At 71.8% G+C, this 26191-nt stretch carries 16 protein-coding genes; 5 read left to right on the top strand and 11 right to left on the bottom strand.

The window, feature by feature from the left end; translation table 11 throughout:
• Positions 1-184 precede the first annotated feature (184 nt).
• Genes HUT19_RS35475 through HUT19_RS35455 form a run of 5 tightly spaced genes read left to right on the top strand, consistent with a single transcriptional unit; the run spans position 185 to position 5247 of the window.
• Positions 185-793 (top strand): bacilysin biosynthesis protein BacA, encoded by a 609-nt coding sequence (locus HUT19_RS35475; RefSeq protein ID WP_176184530.1) that lies wholly within the window; start codon positions 185-187, stop codon positions 791-793.
• Positions 790-2058, top strand: coding sequence for a DUF6421 family protein (locus HUT19_RS35470; protein WP_176184527.1), 1269 nt, complete (start codon positions 790-792; stop codon positions 2056-2058). Before HUT19_RS35475 ends, HUT19_RS35470 begins: the two co-directional genes overlap by 4 nt.
• A complete protein-coding gene (locus HUT19_RS35465; RefSeq protein WP_176184525.1) occupies positions 2055-3098 on the top strand; it encodes a DMT family transporter in 1044 nt (347 codons plus the stop codon). Before HUT19_RS35470 ends, HUT19_RS35465 begins: the two co-directional genes overlap by 4 nt.
• On the top strand, positions 3095-4363 hold the full coding sequence (locus HUT19_RS35460) for an ATP-grasp domain-containing protein (protein WP_176184522.1): 1269 nt from the start codon (positions 3095-3097) through the stop codon (positions 4361-4363). The genes HUT19_RS35465 and HUT19_RS35460 overlap by 4 nt, the downstream gene beginning before the upstream one ends.
• Positions 4360-5247, top strand: a complete 888-nt coding sequence (locus HUT19_RS35455; protein WP_176184520.1) for a branched-chain amino acid aminotransferase — start codon at positions 4360-4362, stop codon at positions 5245-5247. Before HUT19_RS35460 ends, HUT19_RS35455 begins: the two co-directional genes overlap by 4 nt.
• 19 nt (positions 5248-5266) lie before the next feature.
• Here the strand turns inward: HUT19_RS35455 and HUT19_RS35450 are convergent, their stop codons facing one another.
• From HUT19_RS35450 to HUT19_RS35400, 11 genes are all read right to left on the bottom strand, one after another.
• A complete protein-coding gene (locus HUT19_RS35450; protein ID WP_176184517.1) occupies positions 5267-6514 on the bottom strand; it encodes a DUF1266 domain-containing protein in 1248 nt (415 codons plus the stop codon).
• 185 nt (positions 6515-6699) lie between these two features.
• Positions 6700-8526: an acyl-CoA dehydrogenase gene (locus HUT19_RS35445; protein WP_176184515.1), complete on the bottom strand. Its 1827-nt coding sequence runs from the start codon at positions 8524-8526 to the stop codon at positions 6700-6702.
• 6 nt (positions 8527-8532) lie between these two features.
• Positions 8533-9540 carry an acyl-CoA desaturase gene (locus tag HUT19_RS35440; protein ID WP_176184513.1) on the bottom strand — a complete coding sequence of 336 codons (1008 nt, stop codon included), beginning with the start codon at positions 9538-9540 and terminating at the stop codon, positions 8533-8535.
• Positions 9541-9547: 7 nt separating this feature from the next.
• The gene (locus HUT19_RS35435) at positions 9548-10384 is read right to left on the bottom strand and encodes an SDR family oxidoreductase (RefSeq protein WP_176184510.1); all 837 of its coding nucleotides are present in this window, start codon (positions 10382-10384) and stop codon (positions 9548-9550) included.
• Positions 10381-11715 (bottom strand): NAD(P)/FAD-dependent oxidoreductase, encoded by a 1335-nt coding sequence (locus HUT19_RS35430; protein ID WP_176184508.1) that lies wholly within the window; start codon positions 11713-11715, stop codon positions 10381-10383. The genes HUT19_RS35435 and HUT19_RS35430 overlap by 4 nt, the downstream gene beginning before the upstream one ends.
• 3 nt (positions 11716-11718) lie before the next feature.
• On the bottom strand, positions 11719-12786 hold the full coding sequence (locus tag HUT19_RS35425; protein WP_176184506.1) for an AfsA-related hotdog domain-containing protein: 1068 nt from the start codon (positions 12784-12786) through the stop codon (positions 11719-11721).
• Entirely contained in the window at positions 12783-14216 is a 1434-nt protein-coding gene (locus tag HUT19_RS35420) for an NAD(P)/FAD-dependent oxidoreductase (RefSeq protein WP_176184504.1), read from the bottom strand. Before HUT19_RS35420 ends, HUT19_RS35425 begins: the two co-directional genes overlap by 4 nt.
• Complete coding sequence (locus HUT19_RS35415) at positions 14216-15235, bottom strand: 3-oxoacyl-ACP synthase III family protein (RefSeq protein WP_176184502.1); 1020 nt, start codon at positions 15233-15235, stop codon at positions 14216-14218. The genes HUT19_RS35420 and HUT19_RS35415 overlap by 1 nt, the downstream gene beginning before the upstream one ends.
• Positions 15236-15246: 11 nt before the next feature.
• Positions 15247-19197, bottom strand: coding sequence for a type I polyketide synthase (locus tag HUT19_RS35410; protein WP_254885959.1), 3951 nt, complete (start codon positions 19195-19197; stop codon positions 15247-15249).
• Between the two features lie 3 nt (positions 19198-19200).
• The gene (locus tag HUT19_RS35405; RefSeq protein ID WP_176184500.1) at positions 19201-25056 is read right to left on the bottom strand and encodes a type I polyketide synthase; all 5856 of its coding nucleotides are present in this window, start codon (positions 25054-25056) and stop codon (positions 19201-19203) included.
• A gap of 73 nt (positions 25057-25129) precedes the next feature.
• Positions 25130-25981 (bottom strand): alpha/beta fold hydrolase, encoded by an 852-nt coding sequence (locus tag HUT19_RS35400; protein ID WP_176184498.1) that lies wholly within the window; start codon positions 25979-25981, stop codon positions 25130-25132.
• Between the last annotated feature and the right edge of the window lie 210 nt (positions 25982-26191).

Here is a 26191-nt window from a genome sequence, read left to right as displayed (position 1 = left end):
CGAATTCCGTTTGGCTCTCCACCCGGTTGGCCGGCTACCGACGATAATCGGCCACCCCTGCATGTCATTTGCAAAGATCTACCGACGACACTTGTTTCCATGCGTTTTTTCCTGTTTTGATCCTCGTGGCTTCGAAGAGACATCCACCGAGGCCCACCAGGAATCACCAACACATGGGGGAATCATGCGGCATATCCATGCCGGACCCGACCACGTCCGTCATCTGCACACACTCGGTCCGCACGGGACCAATCTGGAAGCCGCATCCCACGAATGGCTGCGCAGGCGCGGTATCGAGGGAACCGTGCAGTTGCACTCCTCCATCGAATCGGCGCTGGAGGCCGTCCCGGCGGACGGGGAGCACGCGTTGACCGCCTGCGCGGTCTATCCAGCACTGCACACACTGGTCTTCGGCAACCTCCACCGGTTACGGATGGTCGACAGCTTCGTCATGCCGACGCACAACATGGTGTTCGCTTCCCGGGGCACGGCGACACCGGCCACCGTGGCCTCGCATCCGGCACCCAGGGGGCTGGTCCCCGACTCGGCCGAGATCCATGAGGTGCTGAGCAATGCGCAGGCCGCCATCGACTGCGCCGAGGGCAGGGTGGAGGGCTGCATCACCACGGTCGTCGCCGCCAAGCGGCACGGGCTGCGGGTGATCCGCGACTTCGGGCCGGTCCCGATGGTCTTCACCGTCCACCAGGTGCTGGCCATGGATACGGCGGTGGCGGACACCGGAGGCATGGGCGCCGGAGCCGGGGCCGCGCTGACGGCGGGAGTGGCGCTGTGACGGCACAGGCACCTCTCGACCCCCGGTGGCTCGCCGAGGCCCAGAGGCTCAAGGACACGCTCATACCGTGGGTCAACCGCTTCCGGACCCGTCAGGCCGATGACGGTACGGTCGCCGGGGCCACATCGGACGACCATGCCCTGCTCACGCGGATATCGGACGAGGCGTGCGCCTGGTACCGGCGGCACGGGCGCGGGCACCAGGCCGACGCGCTGCACGCCGATGTGGCGGACTGGCTCGCTGCCGGGCTGGACACGCCGCCGCACTTCGCCCGCTCCCGGGACACGCTGCGGCCGCCGGAGGACGGGGATGTGGTGTTCTTCCTCGCGCCGCTGCGGAGCACCAACAGCGCACCGCCCGTGGGCAAGCGGCTGGACTGCTTCTTCGCGCTGCGCAAGGAGCCCGCGGCGCTGCCGGAGCTGGCCGTCAGCTGTCCGCACCCCAAGAACAACTGCCAGGCCCTGATCCTCATCACCGGCAGCCACGGCTTCGCGCAGGGCAACTGCCTGGTCTTCTTCCCGGAGAACGTGGCCGCTCACGACAAGATCACTGAGCAGCCGTACGCCATGTTCTTCTACAACAAGATGCGCAGCATCCACGAGACCTACGCGCTCCCCGGGGCGGCGGCCGTGCTCACCCCGGACTCGGTGCCCCGCGCCTCCAGCGATCTGGCACCGGAGGTGTGTTACGAGGCCCGCGCGCTCTGGGGCTATCTGCACGACTCCCTGCACTACCAGGGGCTGTGGCCGTTCGACGAGCACATCTCGCTGAAGATGAACTGGTTCGTGGGGCTGCTCGAAGAGATCAAGGTGGACGCCAAGACCGCGCTGGCCTGCGCCGACGGTGGAGTTCCGTACGCAGAGGAACAGATCGCCATGATCCTGCTGGAACGTGTCTTCCGCTACCCGCAAGCCGATGACGCGACCCGCAACTTCGACTCGGGCACGGGTGTGTTCGTGTATTCCTGGCTGCGTGAGCACGGTGCGCTGACCGGTTCCCCGGACAACGGCGGTCTGCTGCGCCTGGACCGGGAGGCCACCGTGGCCGCGCTGCGGGACTATGTCGCCACCGTCGAGAAACTGGAGGCCGAGGTCACCACCGACGACGCCTACCGGGCCGCCGCCAAGGAGTTGGTGCGCGGGTACCTCCCCGCCGGGGAGGAGAAGCAGCGCTATCGGTTCACCGAGGACCAGCGCGTACTGCTGCGCGCCAAGCAGGGGCTGGACCGGCTGCCGCCGCTGACGTTCGCCATGGCGCAGTGGTGACGGGCGGTCCGGTGCCCCGTCGGCAGGGCGGGCCCCTGGTGGTGCCCGCCCTGTCGGTGCTGATGGTGTTGCTGCTCGCCGCGGGCTGGCTGATGTCCGCGCGGCTGGTGGACGGTGTTCCCGCGCTCGCGGTGGCCACCGGCCGGACGGCGGCGAGCTTTCTGGCGATCTCACTGGTCGCCCTGTGCCACCGGCGCGGCTGGCGGGACGTCCGCACGGCGTTCGGCCGCCCGGCCGGGTATGTGCTGCTGGCGTTCCTGGGGTTCTTCGCGTACTACTCGGGCACCCTGCTCGGCATCGGCCGGATCGGCGCCTCCCGGGTGGGTCTGATCGTCTCGCTGCTGCCCTGCCTGACGTTCGTCATCGGCCTGGTGGCCTTCGGCGAGCGCGGAACCGTCCGCAAGGTGTGCGGCACCGTGCTCGCGGTGGCCGCGGCGTGCGGATACGCGGCGGCGGACGGCCCGGGCCACGAGGCGGCGGCCGGCACCGGCGCCCTGCTGACCGGTGTGCTGCTGGCGCTGGGCGGCACCTTCACCTATGCCCTGTACGGCTATGCGTACCGGCAGCGCATGGCCGATGTGTCACCGCTGGCGGCGCTTCCCGCCATCACGGGGGCGGGTGCGGTGATGCTGGGGCTGACGACCGTCCTCTTCGTTCCGCTGAACGGTGTCACGGCGGCCGACTGGGGCGGCGTCGCCCTGCTCGGCGCGGGGCTGACCGCCCCGGTGTTCCTCATCTCGCACGAGCTCATCCTGCGCAGGGGCCCGCTGTACACCTCCGCGGTGGCGCTGATCGTGCCCTTCCTGATCCGGCTCGGGGAATGGACGCTGGGGTGGGCGGGAGCCCCCGGTCCGGTGGTACTGGTCCTCATCGTCGCCTGCGCGGCCGGGGTGTGGCTGACGGTGGGCGGCTCCCGCCGGGCGGACCCCGCCCCATCCGGCGCCACCGACGCCGACGCCGATGCCGATGCCGATGCCACCGACGCCGATAGCGCCACCGACCAGCCGTCCGGAATCCGTCAGGAACAAGGAACCTCGTGAACACATCACCGCCCACCGTCGTCCTGGTGTACCAGCGCACCACGCTGCCCTGGGTCTTCGACAGCGCCGAGCGCGCCGGAATCCGTCTGGTCCTGGTCCCCCGCCCCGACGAGGACGTGGCACCGGACCGGCTGCCCCCGGCCGTGTCGGACGTCCTGCGCCTGGACGTCGACCGGGACCGGGCGGGCGCCCTGGCCGCCTTGCGGAAGCTGCACGAGACCACTCCGTTCCAGGGGATCTGCTCCCTCTACGACCCGGCCGTGCCGTTTGTCGCGGAGGCCGCCGAACTCCTCGGGCTGCCCGGTATCGGCCGGGACGCGGCGCTCGGCGCCCAGGACAAGCGGGTGATGCGCGAGCGGCTGGCCACGGCCGGGCTCAATGTGCCCCGTTTCGTACGGCTGGAGGATCCGCGCGGCTGGGAGGAGGCCACCCGGCTGGACTTCCCCGTGGTGGTCAAACCCGCCCACGGCTTCTCCAGCCTCGGTGTCACCAAGGCGGACCGCCCGGAGCGGCTGAAGGCCGTGGTCGATGAGGTCTGGCAGATCTGCCGCGCGAAGCTGGGGCGGGTCGAGGGCCTGGTGGTGGAGGAGTTTCTCGACGGGCCCGAGTTCGCGGTGGAATCCCTGGCCCACCGGGGTGAAGTGACGGTGTGCACCATCGGCTACAAGGGCGAGCCCGAAGGCCCCTACTTCGAGGAGAGCGTCTACCGCGCACCCGCCCTGCTGCCCGCGGCGGTCGAGGACGCCGTCCGGCGGGAGGTCACGGCCGCACACACCGCCCTCGGCATCTCCGACGGCCCCACCCACACCGAGCTGCGGCTGCGCGGTGGCGAACGGCCGTATCTGCTGGAGCTGGGCGCCCGGATCGGTGGCTCGGGGGTGTCCCAGTACATCGTCCAGCATGTCACCGGACGGGACTTCGCCGCGGACGCGCTGCGGATCGCCGCCGGGCTGTCACCGCTGTCCTTCGGTGACGGCCGCACCCCCGCCGCCACCGGCGCCGCGGCCAACTACATCGTGCCGTGCGGCGGTTCGGGCCGGATCGAGTCGGTCCACGGGCTGGCGGAGCTCCATGACGATCCGCGGGTGGACCATGTTGTCCAGATGCTCTTCCCCGGCGATGTGGTGCGCCCCTACCCGGACTTCACCGGATATCCGGCGTTCGTGCTCTCCCGGCACACCACGACCGCCGAGGCCGAGGAGTTCCACCGCACCCTGGAGACCGCCGTCTCCGTCGAGTACACCCCGGAAGGCAGTGACCGATGACCGTGCTCCCCTTCGACGAGCGGGACGGGACCCTCTGGTACGACGGCGCTTTCGTGCCCTGGCGGGAGGCGAAGCTGCATGTCCTCTCCCACGGGCTGCACTACGGCGGCGGTGTGTTCGAGGGTGAACGGGTCTACGGCGGCGCGGTCTTCAAGCTCACCGAGCACAACGAACGGCTGCACACCTCCGCGCGCGAACTGGGCTTCGCCATCCCCTTCCCCGTGTCCGAACTCGACGACGCCACCCGGGAGCTGGTCCGGCGGCAGAACATCACGGACGGCTATGTCCGGCCCGTGGCCTGGCGGGGCAGTGAGCAGATGAGCGTGTCCGGCGCGGGCGCCCGGGTCCATGTCGCCATCGCCACCTGGGAGTGGCCGCGGGTGTTCTCGGGCCCGGCCCGCGACGAGGGCATCAGCCTCGGTACGTCGCGGTGGCGCCGCCCGGCACCCGACACCGCCCCGGTCCGGGCCAAGGCGGCATCGCTGTACAACATCTGCACCCTCGCCCGCGAGGAGGCCGAGGCGGCCGGTCATGACGACGCGCTGCTGCTGGACCACCGGGGTCTGCTGGCGGAGGCCACCGGCGCCAATCTCTTCCTCGTCATCGACGGCGCCCTGCACACACCCGTCGCGGACACCTTCCTCAACGGCATCACCCGGCAGACCGTCATCGGCCTCGCCCGGGACCTGGACATAACGGTCCATGAGCGCGCGCTCACCCCGGACGCCCTCGCCGACGCCGACGAGGTGTTCCTGACCGGCACCGCCTACGAGGTGCAGCCGGTCCGGGCGGTGGACGGCCACCCTTACGGCGTCGGCAAGGTGACCCGGTCCCTGGCCGAGGCGTACGCCCGTCTGGTGCGTCACCCGGACGGCCGGGGCTGACGCGCAGAGCGCGAGCGGGTCAGGGCGTGCTGAACGGCACGGTCAGCCAGGGGCTGTCGGGGTCGGTGGTCAGCTCCCGGTGCGCGTCCAGGACGGTGGTGTACCAGGAGCCGAACCGCTCCTCGTCGAAGTGGAGGCACCGCCCGAGGATGTAACCGGCGGAGAACTCCTCCCACGTGCGGTACGCGGACCGGGCGCTCCTGGACGCGCGTTGCAGCGCGGTGTACATCTCGGTCTCGGTGGCGTACCGCGCACCCAGACCCCAGCGGGCCATCTTGGACGCGCGGCCGATGTCCCAGGCCGCGACCGAGCCCACGATCCCGTCCGGCGGCAGCAGTCCGTCGGCGCGGAAGCGGGCCTCGTACCGCAGGATCTTGCCCACCAGGTCCCGCAGGTGTGCCACGAACTCGCTGAGGTCGGAGTCGTCGGTGGGGGTGCGGGCCTGGCGGGCGCGGGCGCGCAGGGACGCCTCCACACCGTCGCGCCACTGGTCGGGGTGGCCGGTCCCGCTCTGGAGCAGCGCGTTCCGTGCGCCCAGGACGAAGTCCCAGTACCAGGGGCTCACCTCGGTGTCGAGGAGCGACTCCTGCATCCGCAGCCACTCCTCCCGGCTGTCCACACCCCAGTCGCGGGCGATCCGCTCCATCTCGCCCCGGTAGCCCATGCCGTGCCAGTGCGGGGTGTTCCAGGCGTCGCCGTTGCGGAAGCACAGATGCGCTCCGCAGGCCAGACCGTGCAGCAGCGGACCTGGCTCGGGGACCCGGGTGCGCCTGGTCACCACCCGGTCCATCAGCTCGTCCGGCACGAAGAGTTCGTGGTGCAGGTCCAGCCAGACGTCGCGTTCCTCGTCGTCGGTGAGGAAGTAGTGTTCGCACGGGGTGGCCGCGTTGACCACGAGGACGTCCACGTGGCCGGGGACGATATGGGCGAGGGCACCGAGCGTGGCGTACTCGTAGACGAGGTACGGATGCGGCCGCGGCAGCACACCGGCGGTGTAGACCTGCGCCACGACCCGGCCGTCTGAGGTGTCGACGGTCAGCATCGGGTGTTCGTCCTCGGCGGCCTCGCGTGCGTGGTCGAGACGGACGGGGTAGTACACCCCCTCGGTCGCGAGGGTGCGCAGATAGGCGTATCCGTTGTCCGCCCGGGCCAGCTTGTACAGATGCTGTTCCAGATCGGTCGGCGCCTGCCAGCGGGCGGCGTCCTCCGGGGGCGGTATGGACGGGAAGAACTCGTCGTGGAGTTCGTCCTCGCTCACCACGTGCATGGGATTTCCTTTCCTCCGGTCCCGCCCCGAACCGAGTCATGCAAGATCGATCCGTAGCGTAACCGGGTGCCGTGGCACGGCCCGCACGTGGGGCGGGTGGAGCTCCCGGGCGGTGCGCTGCCCGCGGGCTGACGGCAGGGCCTTCGTGTCTGACCGCCGCCCGCGGCACCGCACACCGCGGAGGGTCACATGGCATCCTCCGGCACATCCATGAACTCCGCCCCCGCCGACCGCGTGATGGCGCGCTGCGCCGTCAGCAGAGGCAGTACTTCCTGCGCGAAGAAGGCCGCGCAGCCGACCTTGCCCCGGTAGAAGGCGGTGTCCTTGGCCGTTGCCGCGGGTTGCTTGTCCAGGGCCACCGCCGCCTGGCGCAGCAGCAGCCAGCCCAGCAGGAGGTCGCCGGTGGCGAACAGCAGCCGGGTGGTGTTGCGGCCCACGCGGTAGAGGGAGGTGGGGTCCTCGAGGGAGGCCACGAACTGATCGGTCATGGTGTCGACCATGGCTCGCACATCGTCGAACGCGGTGGCCAGCAGGGCGCGTTCGGCCGCGAGGGGCTCGCCGCCGGTTTCGGCGTCGAGGAATTCCCGTACGCCGGCGAAGAGCGCGGTGAGCGCCTTGCCCTGGTCACGGGTGACCTTGCGGAAGAAGAAGTCCAGGCCCTGGATGGCGGTGGTGCCCTCGTACAGCGAGTCGATCTTGGCGTCGCGCAGATACTGCTCGACGGGGAAGTCCTGGATGTAGCCGGAGCCGCCGAGGGTCTGGAGGGACTGGGTCAGCTGCTCGAAGGACTTCTCCGAGCCGTATCCCTTGACGATCGGCAGCAGCAGATCGTTGAGCGCCCTGGCCTCCTCGTCGGTGCCGCCCGCCGCCTCGGCGGCCGCCATCCGGTCCTGCACGGTGGCGGCGAACAGCACCAGCGCGCGCATCCCTTCGGCGTAGGCCTTCTGGAGCAGCAGGGAGCGTTTCACGTCGGGGTGGTGGACGATGGTGACACGTGGCGCGGTCTTGTCCGCCGCCCTGGTGAGGTCGGCGCCCTGGACGCGCTGCCGTGCGTAGGCCAGCGCGGTGAGATAGCCGGTGGAGAGGGTGGCGATGGACTTGGTGCCCACCGTCATCCGGGCGGCTTCGATGATGTGGAACATCTGCCGGATGCCGTCGTGCACCTCCCCCAGCAGATACCCGACCGCGGGGTGTTCGGCGCCGAAGGTCAGTTCGCAGGTGGCGGACGCCTTGAGCCCCATCTTGTGTTCCAGACCGGTGGCGTGGACGCCGTTGCGGGCGCCGAGCTCACCGGTGGTCCAGTCGGCGACCTGGAACTTGGGCACGATGAACAGCGACAGCCCCTTGGTGCCGGGTCCGGCGCCCTCGGGGCGGGCCAGCACCAGGTGCACGATGTTCTCGGACAGGTCGTGTTCGCCCGAGGTGATGAAGCGTTTGACGCCCTCGATGTGCCAGGAGCCGTCCTCCTGCCGGACGGCCTTCGTACGGCCCGCGCCCACATCGCTGCCCGCCTCGGGCTCGGTGAGCACCATGGTCGAGCCCCACTCGCGGTCCGCCATGACCTTGGCGAGCCGGCGCTGCTCGGGGGTGCCGAGCCGGTGCACGACCTTGATGCCGATCCCCAGCGAGTACAGGTGGACGGCGGGGTTGGCGCCCAGGACGAGTTCGGACACCGCCCAGTACAAGGACGGCGGGGCACCGGCGCCGCCCAGTTCCGGTGGTAGGTCCAGCCGGTGGAAACCGGCCTCCGTCCAGGTGCGGTACGCCTTTTTGAAGGTGTCCGGCAGGGTCACCGACCGGCTGCCCGGGACGTAAGCCGGCGGGTTGCGGTCGGAGTCGACGAGGCTGTCGGCCAGGTCGTCGGTGGCCATCCGGGCGACCTCGGCCAGGACGGTGCGCGCCGTCGAGGGATCCATCTCGGCGAACGCGCCCCGTCCGTACACCTCGCTCCGGCCGAACACCTCGAAGAGGTTGAACTCGAGGTCCCGGAGGTTGGGTTGGTAGTGGCTCATCTTCACCTATTCGACGTCGACCAGGGATTCCTGGCTGCCACGGGTGCGGTCGGCCATCGGCGCGATCTTCTGCTGACTCTCCAGCAGTTCCTTCTTGTCGGCCGCGCTGCCGGAGACCCGACTGATGCCCGCCTCGCGCATCTCCATCCGCTCGGTGTCGATCCGGATGACCTTCCAGGCCAGACGGGTCTTCTCCAGACTCCAGATGAGGATGGCGCTGGGGTCGACCTCGTACCACTTCATGCCGTGGTGCGCCGAGCGCGGGAAGGCGTGGTGGTTGTTGTGCCACGCCTCGCCGAAGGAGGGGATGGCCAGCCAGGCGACATTGCGGGAGTGGTCGGTGGTCTCGAAGCGGCGGCGGCCGAAGTAGTGGCCGATGGAGTTCACCGCGTAGGTCACATGGTTGATGAGGAAGATGCGGACCAGACCGCCCCACAGCATGCCGGTGAACAGCGCCTCGACGTCGCCCCCGGTGATGGCGAACGCCAGCAGACCCGGGGCCACCACTCCGGCGGCTGTGACCAGCAGCAGGTTCTCGCTCAGCCAGCGCAGCGGCTTCTCACGGACCAGGTCGGGGCAGTACCGCATCGGGTCGGAGGTGAGGCCGGTGTCGAAGAGCCAGCCCAGGTGGGAATGCCACAGACCCTTCATCATGCCCTTGAATCCCGGCTCGAAGTCCAGGTGCGGGCTGTGCGGATCGCCCGGCTTGTCGGCGACCCGGTGGTGCTTGCGGTGGTGTGCGGCCCAGATGATCGGCGGACCCTGGCCGGCCAGGACACCGGCCGTGGCCAGGCTGTAACGGATGGGCTTGTAGGTCTCGAACGAGCGGTGCGTCAGCATCCGGTGGTAGCCGGTGGATATACCGAAGCCGGAGATCACGTACATCACCAGCGTGACCACCAGATCGGACCAGGAGAAGATCTGGTTCCACAGCAGCACCATCGCGCCCAAGACGGCGACGAGCGGCACGACCGACGCGATGAGCATGAACCAGCGGTGTTCCCTGCCGTCCATGGTTTCCTCACTTCCGGGAGAGCTGGGGCAGCGGAGTGTCCGCTCCCCCGCCCCGCGCCTTGCGCAGACGGGGCAGGATCGCGGTACGCAGTACGGGAAAGAGCAGCGCACGGGGTGTGTGGCGGCCCGCGAGGTTCTGGGCCTTGGCGACCGGGCCGGGTACGACGACCCGGCGCCCGCGCGCCAGTCCGTCCAGCCCGGCGTCGGCGACCCGCCGCGGCGAGAGCCAGGCCAGGATCTTCTGGTCGGTCAGCCGCGGAATGCCACCGACGTCGTAGAACCGGGTACGTACCGGGCCGGGCGCCAGCAGGGTGCAGGTGACACCGGTGCCGCGGAGTTCGGCGTGCAGCGACTCGGCGAAGGTGTTGGCGAACGCCTTGGTGGCGGAGTAGGTGGCGGCGGTGGGCACGGGCTGACGGCCCGCCGTGGAGCCGGTGATCAGGATGCGCCCGCGGCGCCGCGCCAGCATGCCGGGCAGTACGGCCAGGGTCAGCTGATGCAATGCCACCACGTTGACCTGGACCTCGGCGGCCTCCTGGACCGGGTCGTTGTCGGCGAGCGCACCACAGGTGGGGAAGCCCGCGTTGGCACAGAACACGGACACCTCGGTGGCCGCGAGCTCCGCGGCCAGTTCCTCCCGCTGTGCGGGGTCGGCGAGGTCGCAGGGCCGCACCCGCACCTCCGTCTTGTGGGCGTCGCGCAGTTCGGCGGCGAGCGTTTCCATGGCGTCGGTGCCACGGGCGATCAGCCACAGGTCGTGGCCGCGGGCGGCGAGCCCCCGGGCGAGGTCGGCGCCGATCCCGGAGGAGGCGCCGGTCACCACCGCCGGCCTGCCGTGGCTCATCGGGTGCCCGTCCCGGTGAGGTAGGCGGCCAGCCGGGAGCCCGCGGCATTGCCCGAACGGCAGCACGCCTCGATGCACACGCCCTGGATGTAGTCGCCGGCCAGCTCCAGGCCGGGCAGCGTGGCCACGGACTCGCGGACCTCGCGGAGGAAGTCGGCGTGGAAGGGGAGGTAGCCGGAGTAGGCGGCGTTCCAGTGCTTGACCGTGGTGTTGACGCGCCGGGCGCGCGGCGCGCCCAGGTAGGTGCGCAGCTTCTCCTCGGTCTGGCTCGTCAGCTCGTCGATGCGCTCCGGCGTGGGATCGATGAGCCGCCCCTGCCGTCCGCTGTAGGTGTAGCGGACGATGTGGCGCTCCTCCATGCCGTACGAACCGGCGTTGCTGCACGGGCCGTCGTCCATGGCCAGCGCCCGTACCTCACGGTTGAACATGGGCTGGTCGTACTCGACGATCACCACGGTGGCCGGGAAGTACCGCACGTCCTTCAGCCGGCGGCCGAGGGCGGGCCGCTCGGAGTGGACGATCCCGGCCGTGGCGTGCGCCGGGGTGGCGATGACCACTCCGTCGTAGGAGCTCTCCTCGGCGGGCGCACCGTGGTCGGACACCCGCAGCCCGGTGACCCGTCCGGCGCGTAGGACCAGCCCTTCCACCCGGGCGCCGAGCCGGACCGAGACCCGCTTGGCGATGGCCTCCAGGGCGGGCTGGATACCGCCCGCGAGCTGGTCGTAGTGGTCCATCAGCATGGCCAGGTTGGTGCCGAAGGTGCCCGGGTAGACCTCGTCGGGCTCGGCGCCGTTGTTCCGCATCACCATCGGGCGCACCAGCATGTCCGTCATCTGGGGCCCGAAGTAGGAGCTGAGCGGTGCGTGGTCGTGGGCGCGTGAGAGGTTGGTGAAGTGGCGGGAGCCGAGGAAGCGGTTGGTGTCGTCCATGCGGATGCGCGCCGCCATCGCCGCCATCCGTGCGAAGTCGCGGGTGGAGCCCATCTTGCGGATGTTCTTCAGTGTCTGGCTGCGGCGCTCGCTGTCGAGGGTGAGCACCTCGCCGTCCTTGATCCGCGAGGCGTTGTAGCCGAAGGACTCGTAGGTGTCCGCGCCGAGTTCGGCCGTGAAGGCGCGGAAGGCGGTGTAGCGGCGGCCGATGTTCTTGCCGCCGGTCATGATCTGCCGGTCGCCCAGCCGCGCCACTCCGAACCGTCCGCCCAGGGTGTCGTCCGCCTCGACGATCTCGACGTCGTAGCCGTTCCGTTCCAGCCGGAGGGCCGCGGCCAGGCCGGATATGCCCGCCCCGACGACCGCCACCCGGCCGCGGTTTCCTGCTCGCTGATTCGCCATGTATCAGACTCCGTGTGCGTGAGAATGTGCGTGTGCGGAGGTGCGGGTGTCGGGCAGCAGGTCGATGCGGCCGGTCACCATCGCCTTGCCGAACTGGTGCAGGCCGACCTCGACCGGCACCCGGCCGTCGGCGGCGGGGTCGCCGACGGTGGCGGTGCAGGTGAGGTCCGCCTCGAACTCCCCGAAGTCGAGGAACGCGGCCTCGCAGCCGACGGTGATGGCGTGCGGTGAGGGCACCGCACCGGCGCGGCAGGCCGCCACCAGCGCCGCCTGGCGCAGGCCCTCGGCGATGAGGGGCCCGGGGACGTGGTCGTACTCGTGGTCGAAGAAGGCGGGGTGGCGGCGGTCGGCGGCGAGCAGATGGCCGTCCGGTCCGCCCGTGTTGTCACCGGGGGTCCCGATGACCACGTTCTGCGGGTTGCTCCGGCCGACGAGGGCCGGGTCGAGGGGGCGGCGTGGTGAGGTGGTGGCGGTGGCCACCGGCTTCTGCGCCCGCTGGAAGGCCCGGAAGACGTCGTAGTCCTGCTGTGACATGAAGGCGAGTTCGGCGGTGAGGGTCATGGCGGGGCGTCCGCCGATCTCCATCGCGCCCTCGAGCGTCATGCCGACCACGTCGGAGCCGCGGTTGCGGCGCCCGGCCACGCGGTAGCGCAGATGGCCCTGGAGCGGCCAGGCGTGGTCGTTGCGGTACGCCTCCACGTCCTCGATCCGGAAGCTGATCCGCTGGAGGCTGAACGGCAGTCCGACCTCCACGCCGACGTGGCGGTGCAGCAGGACGAAGATGGCCTGCCGTGCGGCCTCGGCGGAGGCGAACGGGTCGTGGTAGGCGTCCCATTGGTCGGACCACAGGCTGTGCGCCCGCGGCACCTGGAAGGAGAGGCCGAAGTCGTCCTCGCCGACCTGGGCGGAGTCCGCGACGAACACCTCGCCGATCTGGCGGCGGTGTGCGATGGCCCGCGGCACGGTCTGCTCGAAGGACAGCTCCACCTCCGGCGGCAGCAGGGGGTGCGGGAAGTCCGGTCGCGGTGGCGCGGCCGCGGCGCCGGTGTCCGTGGGGGTGGGCGTGGTCATCGGTTGAGCTCCTGTTCGGTACGGCCCGATGGGTGTGGCTCGGTGCGGTGGTCCCGCCGCACCGCGGGCGCCGGGCCGTAGACCGGGCGCCACATGGCCTTGCGGCGGCGCACCTCGGTCGCGGCCAGGGCCCCGGCCTCGCGGAGCAGTGCGCCGCGGCCGCTTCCCGGGCCGGGGCCGTCCGCCAAGCTCCGGCCGCCGCGCATCAGCAGTCTGCCGGTGGCGCCCAGCACCCGTGCGGGGGTGAGGACCTCGAGCAGGGTGGCGCGGTGGCTCAGCAGGTCCAGGACGTCGCCGATCCGCCCGCGTGCGTGCAGTCGGCGGACGACCTCGGGCACGGCGGCCGCGATGGGCCCGGCCACGCCCAGGTCGGCGGCGAGGCCGTAGTACTCGGCGTAGGTGCGGTTGCGCCAGCGGCCGAACTCCGCGGTGGCCCGGTCGAGGGCGGCCACCGGTCCGGTCAGCGCGGCCTCGACGGAGGGTGCGAGCCGTTCGGCCTGGTGGAAGGCGTCGCCGATACCGCGTCCGCCGGCCGGGTCCTTGAAGTGTCCGGCGTCGCCGATGAGCACCCAGCCGGGCCCGGACGCCTCCCGGAAGTACCCCTGGAAGCGCTGGATGCCGTAGATCCTGGTGGCGCGTTTGGCGTCGGCGAGGGCGGTGGCGATCGGTTCGCACGCGGCGATGTGGGCGGCGATCGAGCCCTCGAGGTCGGTGCGGAAACTCTCCGTCTCATGGGCCTGCGGCGACACACCGACGATGTACAGCCCGCCGTCGGCCGGGCCGCCGAGCATATGGCGATCGCCCCAGCGGTGGAAGACGAAGGTGGGGGTGTCCCCGAGGTCGGCGCCCTCGAAGTACGTCCAGTGGTAGCGGCGTTCATTGGTGGTGAGGTGGTACGGACGGGCACCGGCCAGGGCGGCGACGGTGGAGTTCCGGCCGTCGGCGCCGACCACGAGCCGGGCGTGCAGCACGGATTCGGCACCCTCGCGCACCACGCGCACACCCGTCACCCTGCCGTGCTCCCGGACCAGCTCCGTCACCCGGGTGTCGAGCCGTACCGTCGCCCCGGCGGCGATGGCCGCGTCCCGCACGATCGGGTCCAGGACCTCACGCCGGATGCAGGCCGCGCCGCCCATGTCACCGGGGCGCTGCGGGAAGCGGGCGTGCACCCGGAAGTCCTCCAGCCGCATGTCGACGCGCGTCATCGGGGTGACACCCGCGTCGCGCAGTCGGCCGGTGACACCGAGCCGGTCGAGGAAGGCGAGCGAATCGGCCTGGAGAATGTTGGAGGAGAGGGTGAAGCCCAGGGATCCGGCCTGGTCGAGCACGGCCACCCGCAGTCCGCGCCGGGCCAGCAGGGCGCCGAGCGAGGAGCCCGCGACCCGTGCGCCGACGATGACCACGTCGAACCGTTCGCTCGGCACGGTCATCACGCACCCCCGTTCCAGCGCACGGCGGCCGCCGAGGCGAAGTCACCGGCGTGGGCGAACCCGGCCATCACCACGAGGTCGCCATCCTTCACATCCCCCTTGCGCAGGGCCTGTTCGAGCGTGATCGGTACGGCCGCGCCATAGAGGTTGCCGCAGCGGTCGAAGGTGTCGAAGTGGCGCCGGGCGTCGATATCGAGCGCCTCCCGCCAGTTCTTGAGGAAGATGCGGTTGGGCTGGTTGGTGACGAGCACATCGATCTCGGACGTCGGCACCCCGAGGTCCGTGCACAGCTCCTTGACCAGCTCCGGCACCAGGGTGTTGCCGCGCTCCAGGATCTCGGTGGTCTTGGACTCGTCGAAGTGGATGTCCATCTGGCCGCTGCCCGGCTCCCAGTACTTCCGCTTGTCCGGGGTGACCATCCCCAGGTCGTACGCGTAACCGGGGGTGCTGCGGGTCCGCACGCCGAGCACCGGGGAGCCGCCGCCGGCCTCCAGATAGGCCACCCCGCAGCCGTCGCCCGGCATCGGGGCGTGGGAGAGCGTGCGGACGTCGGACTGGGCGAACACCTGGCCCGCCGCGTTCTGCACATTGGCGATGAGCGCGGTACGGGCCGAGCCGTCCGCCATGATCTTCTCGGCCAGCCGCAGCATGTACATGAACGAGGCGCAGCCGCCGTTGTGCAGATCGACGATCCACTCGGGGTCGCAGCCGATGCGGTGTGCGGCCTCCGCTCCGATGCCCATGAACGGCTCGTCGGGCAGCAGCACATTGGTGATCAGCACATCCACCTGGCCCGCGGGATCCCTGCCGAGCCGCTCGAAGACCGGCCGGGCCGCCTTGGCGATCATCTCGGCGGCGCGGTCCTCGCGGCCGACGTGGTGGCGGGTGGCCGGGACACGGAAGAGCGGCAGGTCGGCGAGCGGATCCGCGGCGGCGTTCGCGTCCAGGAAGAACTCGGGCCCCACGACGTTCTCGGGCAGATGGCTCCCCAAGTCGACTATGCCCAAGGGAGGTTGCATGGTGTTTCCTTTCACAGCCATTCCTCGACGGTCCGCGCGGTGTGTCCGGCGTGTTCCTCAAGGACCGAGAAGTGGTCGCCGGGCAGCGGGGTGACCGTGTCCGCCGCGCGCCACAGGGTCCAGGTACCGGCCTCCGGGACGGGCGGGGGCACCTTGGCGGTCAGCAGCAGGGCGGGCGCGGTGAGCCGGTCCGCGGCCCAGTTCTCCAGCAGCCGCAGATAGCCGCCCATCGCCAGCACACCCGCCTCGCTGACGTCGATGTAGGCGTGGTCGCGGTCCAGCACACTGCCCATCGCCCAGGCGAACACCTGGGCCCGCTCGGCGGGTTCCGGCTCATAGGTGTCGATCAGTACGACCCCCCGGACCGGATGGCCGTCGCGCTCCAGCCGGGCCGCCACGGAGTGGGCGAGGACACCGCCGATGGAGTGGCCGACGAGCAGGGCCGGAGCGCCGCCGGCGGTCCGTACGGCGCTGTCGGCCAGCGCCTCGATCGCCGCCTCCCAGGTGGCGGGCAGCAGGGGGGAGTCTCCGAAGCCGGGCAGGGTGAGCGCCGAGACATGACGGCGGCGCTCGAACCCGGCCGCGAAGCGGGCGAACTGGTGTGGGCCGGACCCGGCGAGGAAGGACGGCACACAGATGACCGCGGGTTCGGCGGGCCCGTCGGAGATCAGCACGGCCCGGGGCGGGCCGTCCAGTTCGGCGGCAATGGTGAAACCGGGCCGGTAGGCGGCGGCCGACGCCAACACCGGTACGGAGGCGGCCAGGTCACCCCGGGCGTGGGCGGTGCGCAGCAGCGTGGTGAACGAGCCGTCGTCCGAGGTGTGGGCGGGGCCCACCGGTTGTTCGGTGGGGTCCTGGCCGGTGTCGGGGATGCCGAGCAGGGTGCGCAGATGGCCGGCGATGGCCGCCGGGGTCGGATGGTCGATCAGGAGCGTCGGCGGCAGGTCCAGGCCGGTGGCGGCGGTCAGCCGCTGCTGCAACCGCACCGCGCCCATCGAGTCGATGCCCAGCTCCAGCAGGGTGCGGTGCTCGTCCACCGTGGCACCGTCCTCGTAGCCGAGGACCAAGGCCGCCTGGGTGCGGACCATGGCGAGCACATCGCGCGGGCCTTCGCTCTGATCGCCGGTGGCGGCCGGGGATTCATCGGCCGTCTCGGCGATGGACTCGGCAGCGGCCACGGTACGCGCCGGGGCGTCGATCCAGTGGCGGTTGCGCCGGAACGGATAGCTGGGCAGTTCCAGGGCGCCCGCCGCCCGGCGCGCGGCCATCGTGTCGAACAGCCCGGCCAGGTCCGTACCGCCCGCACCGTGGGCATGCAGTTCGCCGACCGCGGTGACCAGCGCCTGGGCCTCGGGCTTACCGGCGTAGAGCGCGGGCACCAGGGTCGCGGCCCCTTGGCCGGACAGACATCCCCGCGCCATGGAGGTGAGCACCGCGTCGGGGCCGATCTCGAGGTACGCGGTCATCCCCGCGCTCTCCAGTCGGCGTATCCCGTCCTGGAAGCGCACCGGCTGCTCGGCGTGGCGCGCCCAGTACGCCGGATCGGCCACCTCCTCGGGGGTCAGCGGTGCGCCCGTGACGTTGGAGATAACGGGGACACGCGGCGTCGTGAACGTCAACTCATCTGCGACCGACTCGAGTTCGCCGAGCATGGGCCGCATCAGGGGCGAGTGGAAGGCGTGGCTCACCCGCAGCCGCCGGGTGCGGCGTCCGCGTTCCCTCCACTGCCCGGCCCACTCCAGCACTTCGCCCTCGGCTCCCGACACCACCACCGCGCGCGGTCCGTTGACCGCGGCGAGGGCGAGGTGCCCGCCGTGGCCGTCGAGGGCGGCCCTGGCCTCGTCCTCCGTCACCTCCACGGCGACCATGGCGCCACCGGAGGGCAGTTGCTGCATCAGTCGGCCACGGGCGGCCACCAGCGCGGCGGCGTCGGCCAGGGAGAGGGCCCCCGCGGCGTGCACCGCGGCCGGCTCGCCGATCGAGTGGCCCATCAGGAAGTCCGGCCGCAGCCCCCATGAGGTGACGAGCCGGAACAGCGCCGTCTCCAGGGCGAACAGCGCGGGCTGGGTGTACTGCGTCCGGTGCAGCAGCTCGGCGTCCGCGCTGCCCTCGGGCGCGGTCATCACGGTGCGCAGGCGTCGCGGCAGATGACGGTCGAGTTCGGCGCAGGCGGCGTCCAGCGCGTCGGCGAACACCGGATAGGTGGCGTACAGCTCCGCACCCATGCCCGGCCACTGCGATCCCTGGCCGGAGAAGAGGAAAGCGGTCCTGGCCTTGCGGGCGGCGGTGCCGTGCACCACGTTGGCGGGGAGCTCGCCCCGGGCGTAGGCGTCCAGTCCGGCCAGCAGTTCGGTGCGGCCGGTGCCGACCACCACGGCCCGGTGATCGAGGCGGGCCCGGGTCACCGCGAGCGCCGCGGCCACCTCACCGGGTGGCGTGTCGGTGCGCTCCGGGTCCGAGAGGTGGATGTGCAGCCGCCGGGCCTGCTCGCGCAGCGCCGCGGGGGAGGCGGCGGAGAGCACCCACGGGACCGGCCCGGTGAACTCGGCTGCCGGGTAGGCGGGTTCTTCGGCCGGTGCCTCTTCGACGATCACATGGGCGTTGCTGCCGCTGATGCCGAAGGCGGAGATGCCCGCCCGGCGGATGCGCTCGCCACGCGGCCAGTCGGCCGCCTCGGTCAGCAGGGACACCGAGAGCCAGTCGGCCTTGTCGGTGGGCCGGTCGACGTGCAGGGTGCGCGGCAGCACACCGTGGCGCAGGGCCTGCATCATCTTGATCAGCCCACCCACTCCGGCGGCCGCCTGGGTGTGCCCGAGGTTGGACTTCAGCGCTCCCAGCCGCAGCGGACGGTCGGCCGCGCGGTCCCTGCCGTAGACGGATGCCAGGGCCTCGATCTCGATGGGGTCGCCGAGTGTGGTGCCGGTGCCGTGTCCTTCGACCGCGTCGATGTCGGCGGGGGTGAGACCGGCGTCCTTGAGGGCGGCGGTGATGACGCGTTCCTGTGAGGTGCCGTTGGGGGCGGTGAGGCCGTTGCTGGCGCCGTCCTGGTTGACGGCGGTGCCGCGGACGAGCCCCAGGATCCGGTGACCGTGGCGCCGGGCGTCCGACAGCCGCTCCAGCAGCACCAGGCCGACCCCTTCGGACCAGCCCGTCCCGTCCGCGGCCTGCGCGAACGACTTGCAGCGGCCGTCGGGTGACAGTCCGCGCTGACGGCTGAACTCGGTGAAGGTGGCGGGGGTGGACATCACCGTGACACCGCCCGCGAGGGCGAGGGTGCACTCGTCGCGGCGCAGCGCCTGCACCGCGAGATGGACCCCGACCAGCGAGGACGAGCAGGCGGTGTCCACGGTCATCGCGGGGCCCTCGAAGCCGTAGACGTAACTCACCCGGCCCGACAGCACGCTGCCCGCCGAGCCGATGCCCCAGTACCCCTCCAGCTCCGCCGAGCCGGAGCGGGCGAGCCACGCGTAGTCCTGACCGGTCGTCCCGACGAACACACCGGTGGCGGATCCGCGCAGGGTGCCGGGGTCGATCCCGCCGTCCTCCAGCGCCTCCCACACGGTCTGCAACAGCAGCCGCTGCTGCGGGTCCATGGCCAGCGCCTCACGGCGGCCGATGCCGAAGAACTCCTCGTCGAAGTCGGCGGCCCCGTCGAGGAATCCGCCCGCGCGGGTGTAGCAGGTGCCGGGCCGGTCGGGGTCCGGGTCGTACAGCCCCTCCAGATCCCAGCCACGGTCCTCGGGGAAGTCCGAGATCACGTCCCGGCCCCGCGCCACCGTCTCCCACAGCTGTGTGGCGGACCCGATCCCGCCCGGGTAGCGGCAGGCCGTCCCGACGATGGCGATCGGCTCCTGGAGGAGCTTCAACTTCTGCCGGGTCTCGGCGAGTTGGGCGGTGACCCGGCGGAGGTAGCGAAGCGACTTGTCCGCGTCGGACATGGTGTCGGACGGGGTGCCGGACATGACTCAGCCCACCTCCAAGTCGTTGTCGATAAAGGCGAAGAGCTCTTCCGCGGTGGCCGTTTCGACGTGTTCCCGGGCACTGCCGGCGATGTCCCGGTCCGCCGTTCCCGGCCCGTCCCCGGTCACCTCGGGGTGCGCGCGGGGCGGTGCCTGGTTGCCGGGGAGATTCCGCTCGAGCAGGGTCCGCAGATGAGCGGCGAGCGCGGCGGGCGACGGGTGGCCGAACACCAGGGTGGAGGGCAGGGTCAGCCCGGTGGCCTGTTGCAGCCGGTTGCGCAGCCGTACCGCGCCGAGGGAATCCAGCCCCAGTTCCTTGAAGGCGCGCTCGGGCTCCACCGTGTCCGGGCCGTCCTGTCCGAGCACCGCGGCGACATGGACCGCGACCACCTCCAGGACGAGGTCGTCACGTGTCTCCGGGGACGCGGCCGCAAGCCGGGCGAGCAGATCGCCGTCGGCGGGTGTGGATCGCCGCCGTGCCGGAGCGGGCACCAGGGAGCGCAGCACGGCGGGCAGGCTGTCGTCCCGCGCCTGGGCGCGTAGCGCGGCGGTGTCCAGCCGGGCCGGGACGAGCGTCGCGTCGGGTGTGCCGTGCACGGTGTCGAACAGCCGGAGCCCGTCCGCGGTGGACAGCGGGGCGAGCCCGGACCGGCCGAGTGCGGCGACACCGGATCCGCCCAGGTGGCGGGTCATATCGCTCTCTTCCTCCCACAGCCCCCAGGCGAGGGAGACCGCGGGCAGCCCCTGGGCGCGGCGCCACTGGGCGAGCGTGTCCAGGAACATGTTCCCCGCGGCGTAGTTGCCCTGGCCGGGTCCGCCGACGGTGCCCGCCACGGACGAGAACAGCACGAAGGAGGCGAGGCCGAGCCCGGCGGTCAGCTCGTGCAGATGGAGTGCCGCGTCCACCTTGGGCCGCAGTACCCGGTCCAGACGTTCGGGGGTCAGCGACTCCAGCAGTGCGTCGTCGAGTGCGCCCGCGGAGTGGATCACGGCGGTGAGCGGCCGGTCGGCGGGGATCGTGTCCAGGAGCGCGGCGAGCGCGTCCCGGTCTGCGGTATCGCACGCGGCCACCGTCACCCGGGCGCCCGCGTGGGTCAGTTCACGCTCCAGTTCCGCCACGCCCTCGGCGTCGCGCCCGCGTCGGCTGACGAGCAGCAGGTGGTGTGCCCCGTGCACGGTGGCCAGGTGCCGGGCCACCTGCGAGCCCAGACCGCCGGTGCCACCGGTGATGAGGACCGTGCCGTCACGGTCGAACTCCAGCGGTCCGCCGGTGGGGCCACCGGTGGCCCGTACCAGTCGGGGCACCAGGGCCGTTCCCGACCGGATGGCCAGCTGGGGTTCACCGGTGGCGAGGGCGGTGGGCAGGGCGTGCGCGGACGCCGTCTCCTCGTCGAGGTCGACGAGCCTGATGCGGCCGGGGTGCTCGGACTGCGCGGTGCGGACGAGCCCCCACAGGGGTGCGAGTCCCGGTTCCGGGCCGTCCGGTGCCGTGGTGCCGGACCCGGAGGTGGAAGCCCTTAGTGCGTTGCGGGTCACGAACACCAGTTCCGTGCCGCTGAACCGGTCGTCGGCCAGCCATTCCCGCAGGAGCTCCAGGGTGGTGTGGGCGACCGCACGGACAGCGGTGGCGGTGCGGTCGGCGGGGGGCTCCGTGAAGACCACCACGACGTCCGGGACGGGCGCCCCCTCCCGCACCGCGGCGGCCAGCGCGCCCAGGTCGGGGTGGTGCCGCAGCTCCGTCCCGGGAAGGTCGAACGGGACGGCTCCCAGGGCCGCCCAGCTGCGTGCCGCGGCGGGCCCGTCCGACGCCGCCGCACGCACCCAGTCCAGGCGGAACAGCGCGTCGTCGGCGGTGGCGGTACGAACCGCCGCCAGCTGCTCGGTGGAGACCGGGCGGGCCACGACCGACTCGACGGACACCACCGGCGCGCCGGTGCCGTCCACGGCCGTCATTCCGACCGTGCCCTCGCCCAGCGGTGTGAGGGTGACCCGCAGCGGTCCGGTTGCGCCGGGGGCGCCGATCCGTACGCCGGACCAGGCGAAGGGCAGCCAGGCGCCGTTCTTCGCGCCGGCGCGGCCCAGGTCGATGAGCTGGGCGTGGAACGCGGCGTCCAGCAGCGCCGGATGGACTCCGTGGCGTTTGCCGTCGGCGGTCTCGTCCTCGGGGAGCGCGGCCACCTCGGCGTACAGGGTTTCGCCGTGCCGCCACGCCGCGCACAGGCCCTGGAAGGCGGGGCCGTAGCCGAAACCCCGGTCCGCCAGCCGGTCGTAGAGATCGTCGATGTCCAGGCGCTCCGCGTCGGCGGGCGGCCACACCGCCGCGGACGGGGCGGCCGCGGTGGTCCGGTCCTCGGCCGCGAGGGTGCCCGTGGCATGCCGGGTCCAGCCGTGTTCGCCCTCGGTGCCGGCGGCCCGCGAGTACAGCGCGAGCGGCCGCCCGCCCTGGCCGTCCGGTTCGCCGACCACGGCCTGGAGGTCCACCGCGGTGTCGCCGGAGACCGCGAGCGGCGCCTCGAGGGTGAGTTCCTCGACCACCGGGCAGCCGGTCAGCTCACCGGCCCGTACCGCGATGTCCACGAACGCGGTGCCGGGCAGCAGCACCACGTCGTGCACCGCGTGGTCCGTCAGCCAGGGGTGCGTACGGCGGGACACCCGCCCCGTGCACAGCCACCCCGTGCCCGCGGCCATGGGCACGGCCGCAGCGAGCAGCGGGTGGTCGACGGCGCGCTGACCGGCGCCGGACACATCGCCGCCGTCCGTGTTCCGGGGCGCCGCCCAGAACCGCTCGGCCCGGAACGGGTAGGCGGGCAGGTCCAGCTGGCCGCCGGTCCCGCCGAACACCACGTCCCACGACACCGGCACCCCGTGGGCGTGTGCTTCGCCGAGCGAGGCCAGGAAGCGGCGCGGGCCGCCGTCGTCGCGCCGCAGGGAGCCGACGACCGCCGCGCGGCCGGCCGGGGACGCCTCCGTGGTCTGCTCGACGGCGACGGTGAGCACCGGGTGCGGACTCATCTCGACGAACGTGGTGAAGCCGCGGCCCACCAGGTCCGTCACGGCCTCCTCGAAGCGCACCGTCCGCCGCAGATTGCGGAACCAGTAGTCGGCGGTGAGCTGGGAGGTGGGCAACTCGCCGCCCGTCACGGTGGACTGGAAACGCACCTGGCCGTCATGCGGGCTGACCGGGGCCAGCGCGGTGGCCAGCTCCTCGCGCAGCGGATCGACCCCGGCGGAGTGGGAGGCGTAGTCGACATTGACACGGCGGGCCCAGATGTCCTCGGCCGCGCAGACGTCGAGCAGTTCCGTGAGGTCGTCGGCGGGGCCGGAGACCAGCAGGGAGGCGGGTCCGTTCACGGCGGCCACCGAGATCCGGCCCTCCCACCGCTCCAGCAGGGGGGTGAGCCGGGCGGGCGTCGCGGTGACCGACGCCATCCCTCCCCCGCCCGCGATCGCGGCGATGGCCTTGCTGCGCAGTGCCACCACGCGGGCGGCGTCGGCCAGGGTCAGCCCGCCCGCCACATACGCGGCGGCGATCTCACCCTGTGAGTGGCCGACCACCGCGTCGGGCCGGACACCGTGGTGGCGCCAGAGCGCGGCCAGGGACACCATCACGGCGAACAGCGCGGGCTGCACCACATCGACCCGGTCCAGCGGCGGGGCGCCGGGCGCACCGCTGAGCACATCGTCGAGGGACCAGTCGACATGCGGGGCCAGCGCGTCGGCGCAGGCGCGGAGTTCATCGGCGAACACGGGGTGGGCGGCGGCCAGTTCGCGTCCCATGCCGAGCCACTGGGAGCCCTGGCCGGGGAAGACGAAGGCGGTCCTGCCGGTGCGCGCGGCGGCCTGGGCGGCGTACTCGGCTGTCTCTCCCGCGTCGTGGGCACCGCGGGCCAGTGCGTCCAGCGCGGTGAGCAGCTCCTCGCGCCGCTCGCCGACCACCACCGCACGGTGGTCGAAACGCGCACGGCCGAGCGCGAGGGCGTGGCCGACCCGGCCGGGGGAGGTGTCGGTGTGCTCCGGGCCGGAGAGGTGGGTGTGCAGCCGCCGGGCCTGCTCGCGCAGCGCCGCCGGAGAAGTGGCGGAGAGCAGCCAGGGCACGGGTCCGGTGAACTCCGGAGGCCGGTCGGCGAGTTCATCGGAGGGTGCTTCTTCGACGATCACATGGGCGTTGGTGCCGCCCACGCCGAACGCGGAGACACCGGCCCGGCGTATGCGCTCACCGCGCGGCCACTCGACCGGCTCGGTCAGCAGCGACACCGGGCCCGCGGACCAGTCGGCCTTGTCGGTCGGCCGGTCGACATGCAGGGTGCGCGGCAGCACACCGTGGCGCAGCGCCTGCACCATCTTGATCAGCCCGCCCACTCCGGCGGCCGCCTGTGCGTGGCCCATGTTGGACTTCAGCGAACCGAGCCGCAGCGGCCGGTCCGCCGCCCGGCCCTCGCCGTACGCCGACGCCAGGGCCGCGATCTCGATCGGATCGCCGAGTGTGGTGCCGGTGCCGTGTCCCTCGACCGCGTCGATGTCGGCCGGGGTGAGGCCCGCGTCCGCGAGCGCGGCGGTGATGACCCGCTCCTGCGAGGGGCCGTTGGGGGCGGTGAGGCCGTTGCTGGCGCCGTCCTGGTTGACGGCGGTGCCGCGGACGAGCCCCAGGATCCGGTGACCGTGGCGCCGGGCGTCCGACAGCCGCTCCAGCAGCAGCACACCGACCCCCTCGGACCAGCCCGTACCGTCCGCGGCCTGCGCGAACGACTTGCAGCGGCCGTCGGGCGACAGCGCCCGCTGACGGCTGAACTCCGTGAACACCTTGGGGGTGGACATCACCGTGACACCACCCGCGAGGGCGAGGGTGCACTCACCGCGGCGCAGTCCCTGCGCGGCGAGGTGGACCGCCACCAGCGAGGACGAGCAGGCGGTGTCCACGGACAGCGCGGGGCCCTCGAAGCCGTAGACATAACTCACCCGGCCCGACAGCACACTCGCCGCCGAGCCGATGCCCCAGTACCCCTCCAGCTCCGCCGGGCCCGAGCGGGCGACCTGGTCGTAGTCCTGGCCGCTGGTGCCCATGAACACACCGGTGGCGGACCCGCGCAGGGTGCCGGGGTCGATCCCGCCGTCCTCCAGCGCCTCCCACACCGTCTGCAACAGCAGCCGCTGCTGCGGGTCCATCGCCAGCGCCTCACGGCGGGCGATCCCGAAGAAGCCGGCGTCGAAGTCGGCGGCCCCGTCGAGGAATCCGCCCGCACGGGTGTAGCAGCTGCCGGGTTGGTCGGGGTCCGGGTCGTACAGCCCCTCCAGATCCCAGCCACGGTCCTCGGGGAAACCCGAGACCACGTCCCGGCCCCGCGCCACCACGTCCCACAGCTGCGCGGGTGATCCCACCCCGCCCGGGTAGCGGCAGGCCATCCCGACGATGGCGATGCGGTCGTCGTCGGTCTCGGTCCCGGCTGACGGCACGGTGGGAGCCGGCTCGGGGGCGGGCATCTCGAACCCGGCCCGCTCCAGGAGGTTCTGGGCCACGGCGGCCGGGTTGGGGTGGTCGAACAGGAGGGTGAGCGGCAGTTCCATCCCGGTGGCCTTGCGGAGCTGGTTGGTCAGCTCCACGGCCGCCAGGGAGTTGTAGCCGTAGTCGCGGTAGGCGCGCTCCGGGTCGATGGTCGCGGGATCCGTGCCGAGCAGTCCGGCGGTCTGTTCGCGTACGAGGTCCACTACGGCGGCGTAGCGGTCTTCGGCGGACAGCTCGCCCAGTCGGCCGGCCCAGGACCCGGGGGCCGGTCCGGCCCCGGGCCCCGGCCCCTCGGATCCGGTCCGTGCTCCCGGGTGGGTGTCGCTTGCGGAACTCGTCTGCGCGTCCGCGTCCTCAGCCATGTGCTCCTCCTACACGTTCCACTCGCCACCCGGCCGGAGCACGCTCGCCGCGACACCCCCCGTCCGGCCTGTGCTACTCCGCTGCCGCGGACCCCTCCAGCAGGAACGTCCGCACCGCGGCTGCGAGTTGTCCCGGCTGGTCCTCGGGGATGAGGGTGTAGCTGTCGGTGATCTCCACGTGCTGCCCCTTGGGCAGCAGCTCGGCCAGCTTCCGGCCGTGCTCGGGCGGCATGACCTTGTCCTCGGCGGCCCAGGCGACGAGCGCGGGACGGTCGAAGTCCCGCAGCCTTTCGGCCCAGTTGTTCAGTTCGCTCTTCGCGGGCACACCGAGGACGTACTTCTTCAGATCCCGGCGGATCTCCTTGGAGGTCCACAGCGGCTGGAACCACTGGTTCATGACCTCGTGCGGCACCGGCCGCTTGCTCATCCTCCCCCAGGTCATCGGCATCCGCCGCATCGGCGTGAGCTTCAGCAGTTTGAACGCCAGATTGATGCCACCGGGCATCTTGGCCGACATGTACAGATTGCTGCCGGGCAGCCCCGGCGGGAAGTTCTCGAAGGCCTCGCAGGAGGTGATGACGAGCCGTCCGATCCGCTGGTCACGTCCGTCGGCGACCAGGGCCTGCGCCCCGCCCCAGTCGTTCATCACCAAGGTGACGTCGTGCAGGTCGAGCCGCTCCAGCAACTCGGCGACCAGCCGCGCCACCCCCAGGATGGACAGATCCGCGTCGGCGCGCATCGGACGCCGGTGCCCGCCCAGCGGCAGTGTGGGCACCACGCACCGGAAGTCGGCACGCAGCTCGGTGACCACGTTCCGCCACAGCGAACCGTCCATGGCAACGCCGTGCAGGAGGACAACAACCGGCCCGTCGCCACCGGTGTCTTCGTACTCGATGGTCCCTGCCGAGAGTTCCACCTCAGCCATATACGAAATCTCCCAACGGTCAGCGAACGAAGGCGGGGTGCCGTCCCACGGCTGGGGTGGATCTGACTGGCGCTTGGATGTCACTGCGTCGACAACCACGCTAGCGGCCGTAAGACAGAATCCAGGAAAGCATCCGTGTCCTCTTACTGCCAGCTATCCGGAGGGGTTTGGCAGGAAGTTGCCGATCTCCGACTATTCCTTGGACCGGTG

Source organism: Streptomyces sp. NA02950 (assembly GCF_013364155.1).
GTDB lineage: Bacteria > Actinomycetota > Actinomycetes > Streptomycetales > Streptomycetaceae > Streptomyces.
Note: the sequence above shows the minus strand (reverse complement) of the source record. Positions and strands in the feature narration are given on the sequence as shown.

Excerpts from the sequence above, each read along its gene's own strand:
- HUT19_RS35410 (WP_254885959.1), bottom strand. The coding sequence starts at position 19,197 with ATGTCCGGCACCCCGTCCGACACCATGTCCGACGCGGACAAGTCGCTT.
- HUT19_RS35475 (WP_176184530.1), top strand. The coding sequence starts at position 185 with ATGCGGCATATCCATGCCGGACCCGACCACGTCCGTCATCTGCACACA.
- HUT19_RS35420 (WP_176184504.1), bottom strand. The coding sequence starts at position 14,216 with ATGACCGTGCCGAGCGAACGGTTCGACGTGGTCATCGTCGGCGCACGG.
- HUT19_RS35405 (WP_176184500.1), bottom strand. The coding sequence starts at position 25,056 with ATGGCTGAGGACGCGGACGCGCAGACGAGTTCCGCAAGCGACACCCAC.
- HUT19_RS35430 (WP_176184508.1), bottom strand. The coding sequence starts at position 11,715 with ATGGCGAATCAGCGAGCAGGAAACCGCGGCCGGGTGGCGGTCGTCGGG.
- HUT19_RS35455 (WP_176184520.1), top strand. The coding sequence starts at position 4,360 with ATGACCGTGCTCCCCTTCGACGAGCGGGACGGGACCCTCTGGTACGAC.
- HUT19_RS35415 (WP_176184502.1), bottom strand. The coding sequence starts at position 15,235 with ATGCAACCTCCCTTGGGCATAGTCGACTTGGGGAGCCATCTGCCCGAG.
- HUT19_RS35445 (WP_176184515.1), bottom strand. The coding sequence starts at position 8,526 with ATGAGCCACTACCAACCCAACCTCCGGGACCTCGAGTTCAACCTCTTC.
- HUT19_RS35400 (WP_176184498.1), bottom strand. The coding sequence starts at position 25,981 with ATGGCTGAGGTGGAACTCTCGGCAGGGACCATCGAGTACGAAGACACC.
- HUT19_RS35450 (WP_176184517.1), bottom strand. The coding sequence starts at position 6,514 with ATGCACGTGGTGAGCGAGGACGAACTCCACGACGAGTTCTTCCCGTCC.
- HUT19_RS35440 (WP_176184513.1), bottom strand. The coding sequence starts at position 9,540 with ATGGACGGCAGGGAACACCGCTGGTTCATGCTCATCGCGTCGGTCGTG.
- HUT19_RS35435 (WP_176184510.1), bottom strand. The coding sequence starts at position 10,384 with ATGAGCCACGGCAGGCCGGCGGTGGTGACCGGCGCCTCCTCCGGGATC.
- HUT19_RS35425 (WP_176184506.1), bottom strand. The coding sequence starts at position 12,786 with ATGACCACGCCCACCCCCACGGACACCGGCGCCGCGGCCGCGCCACCG.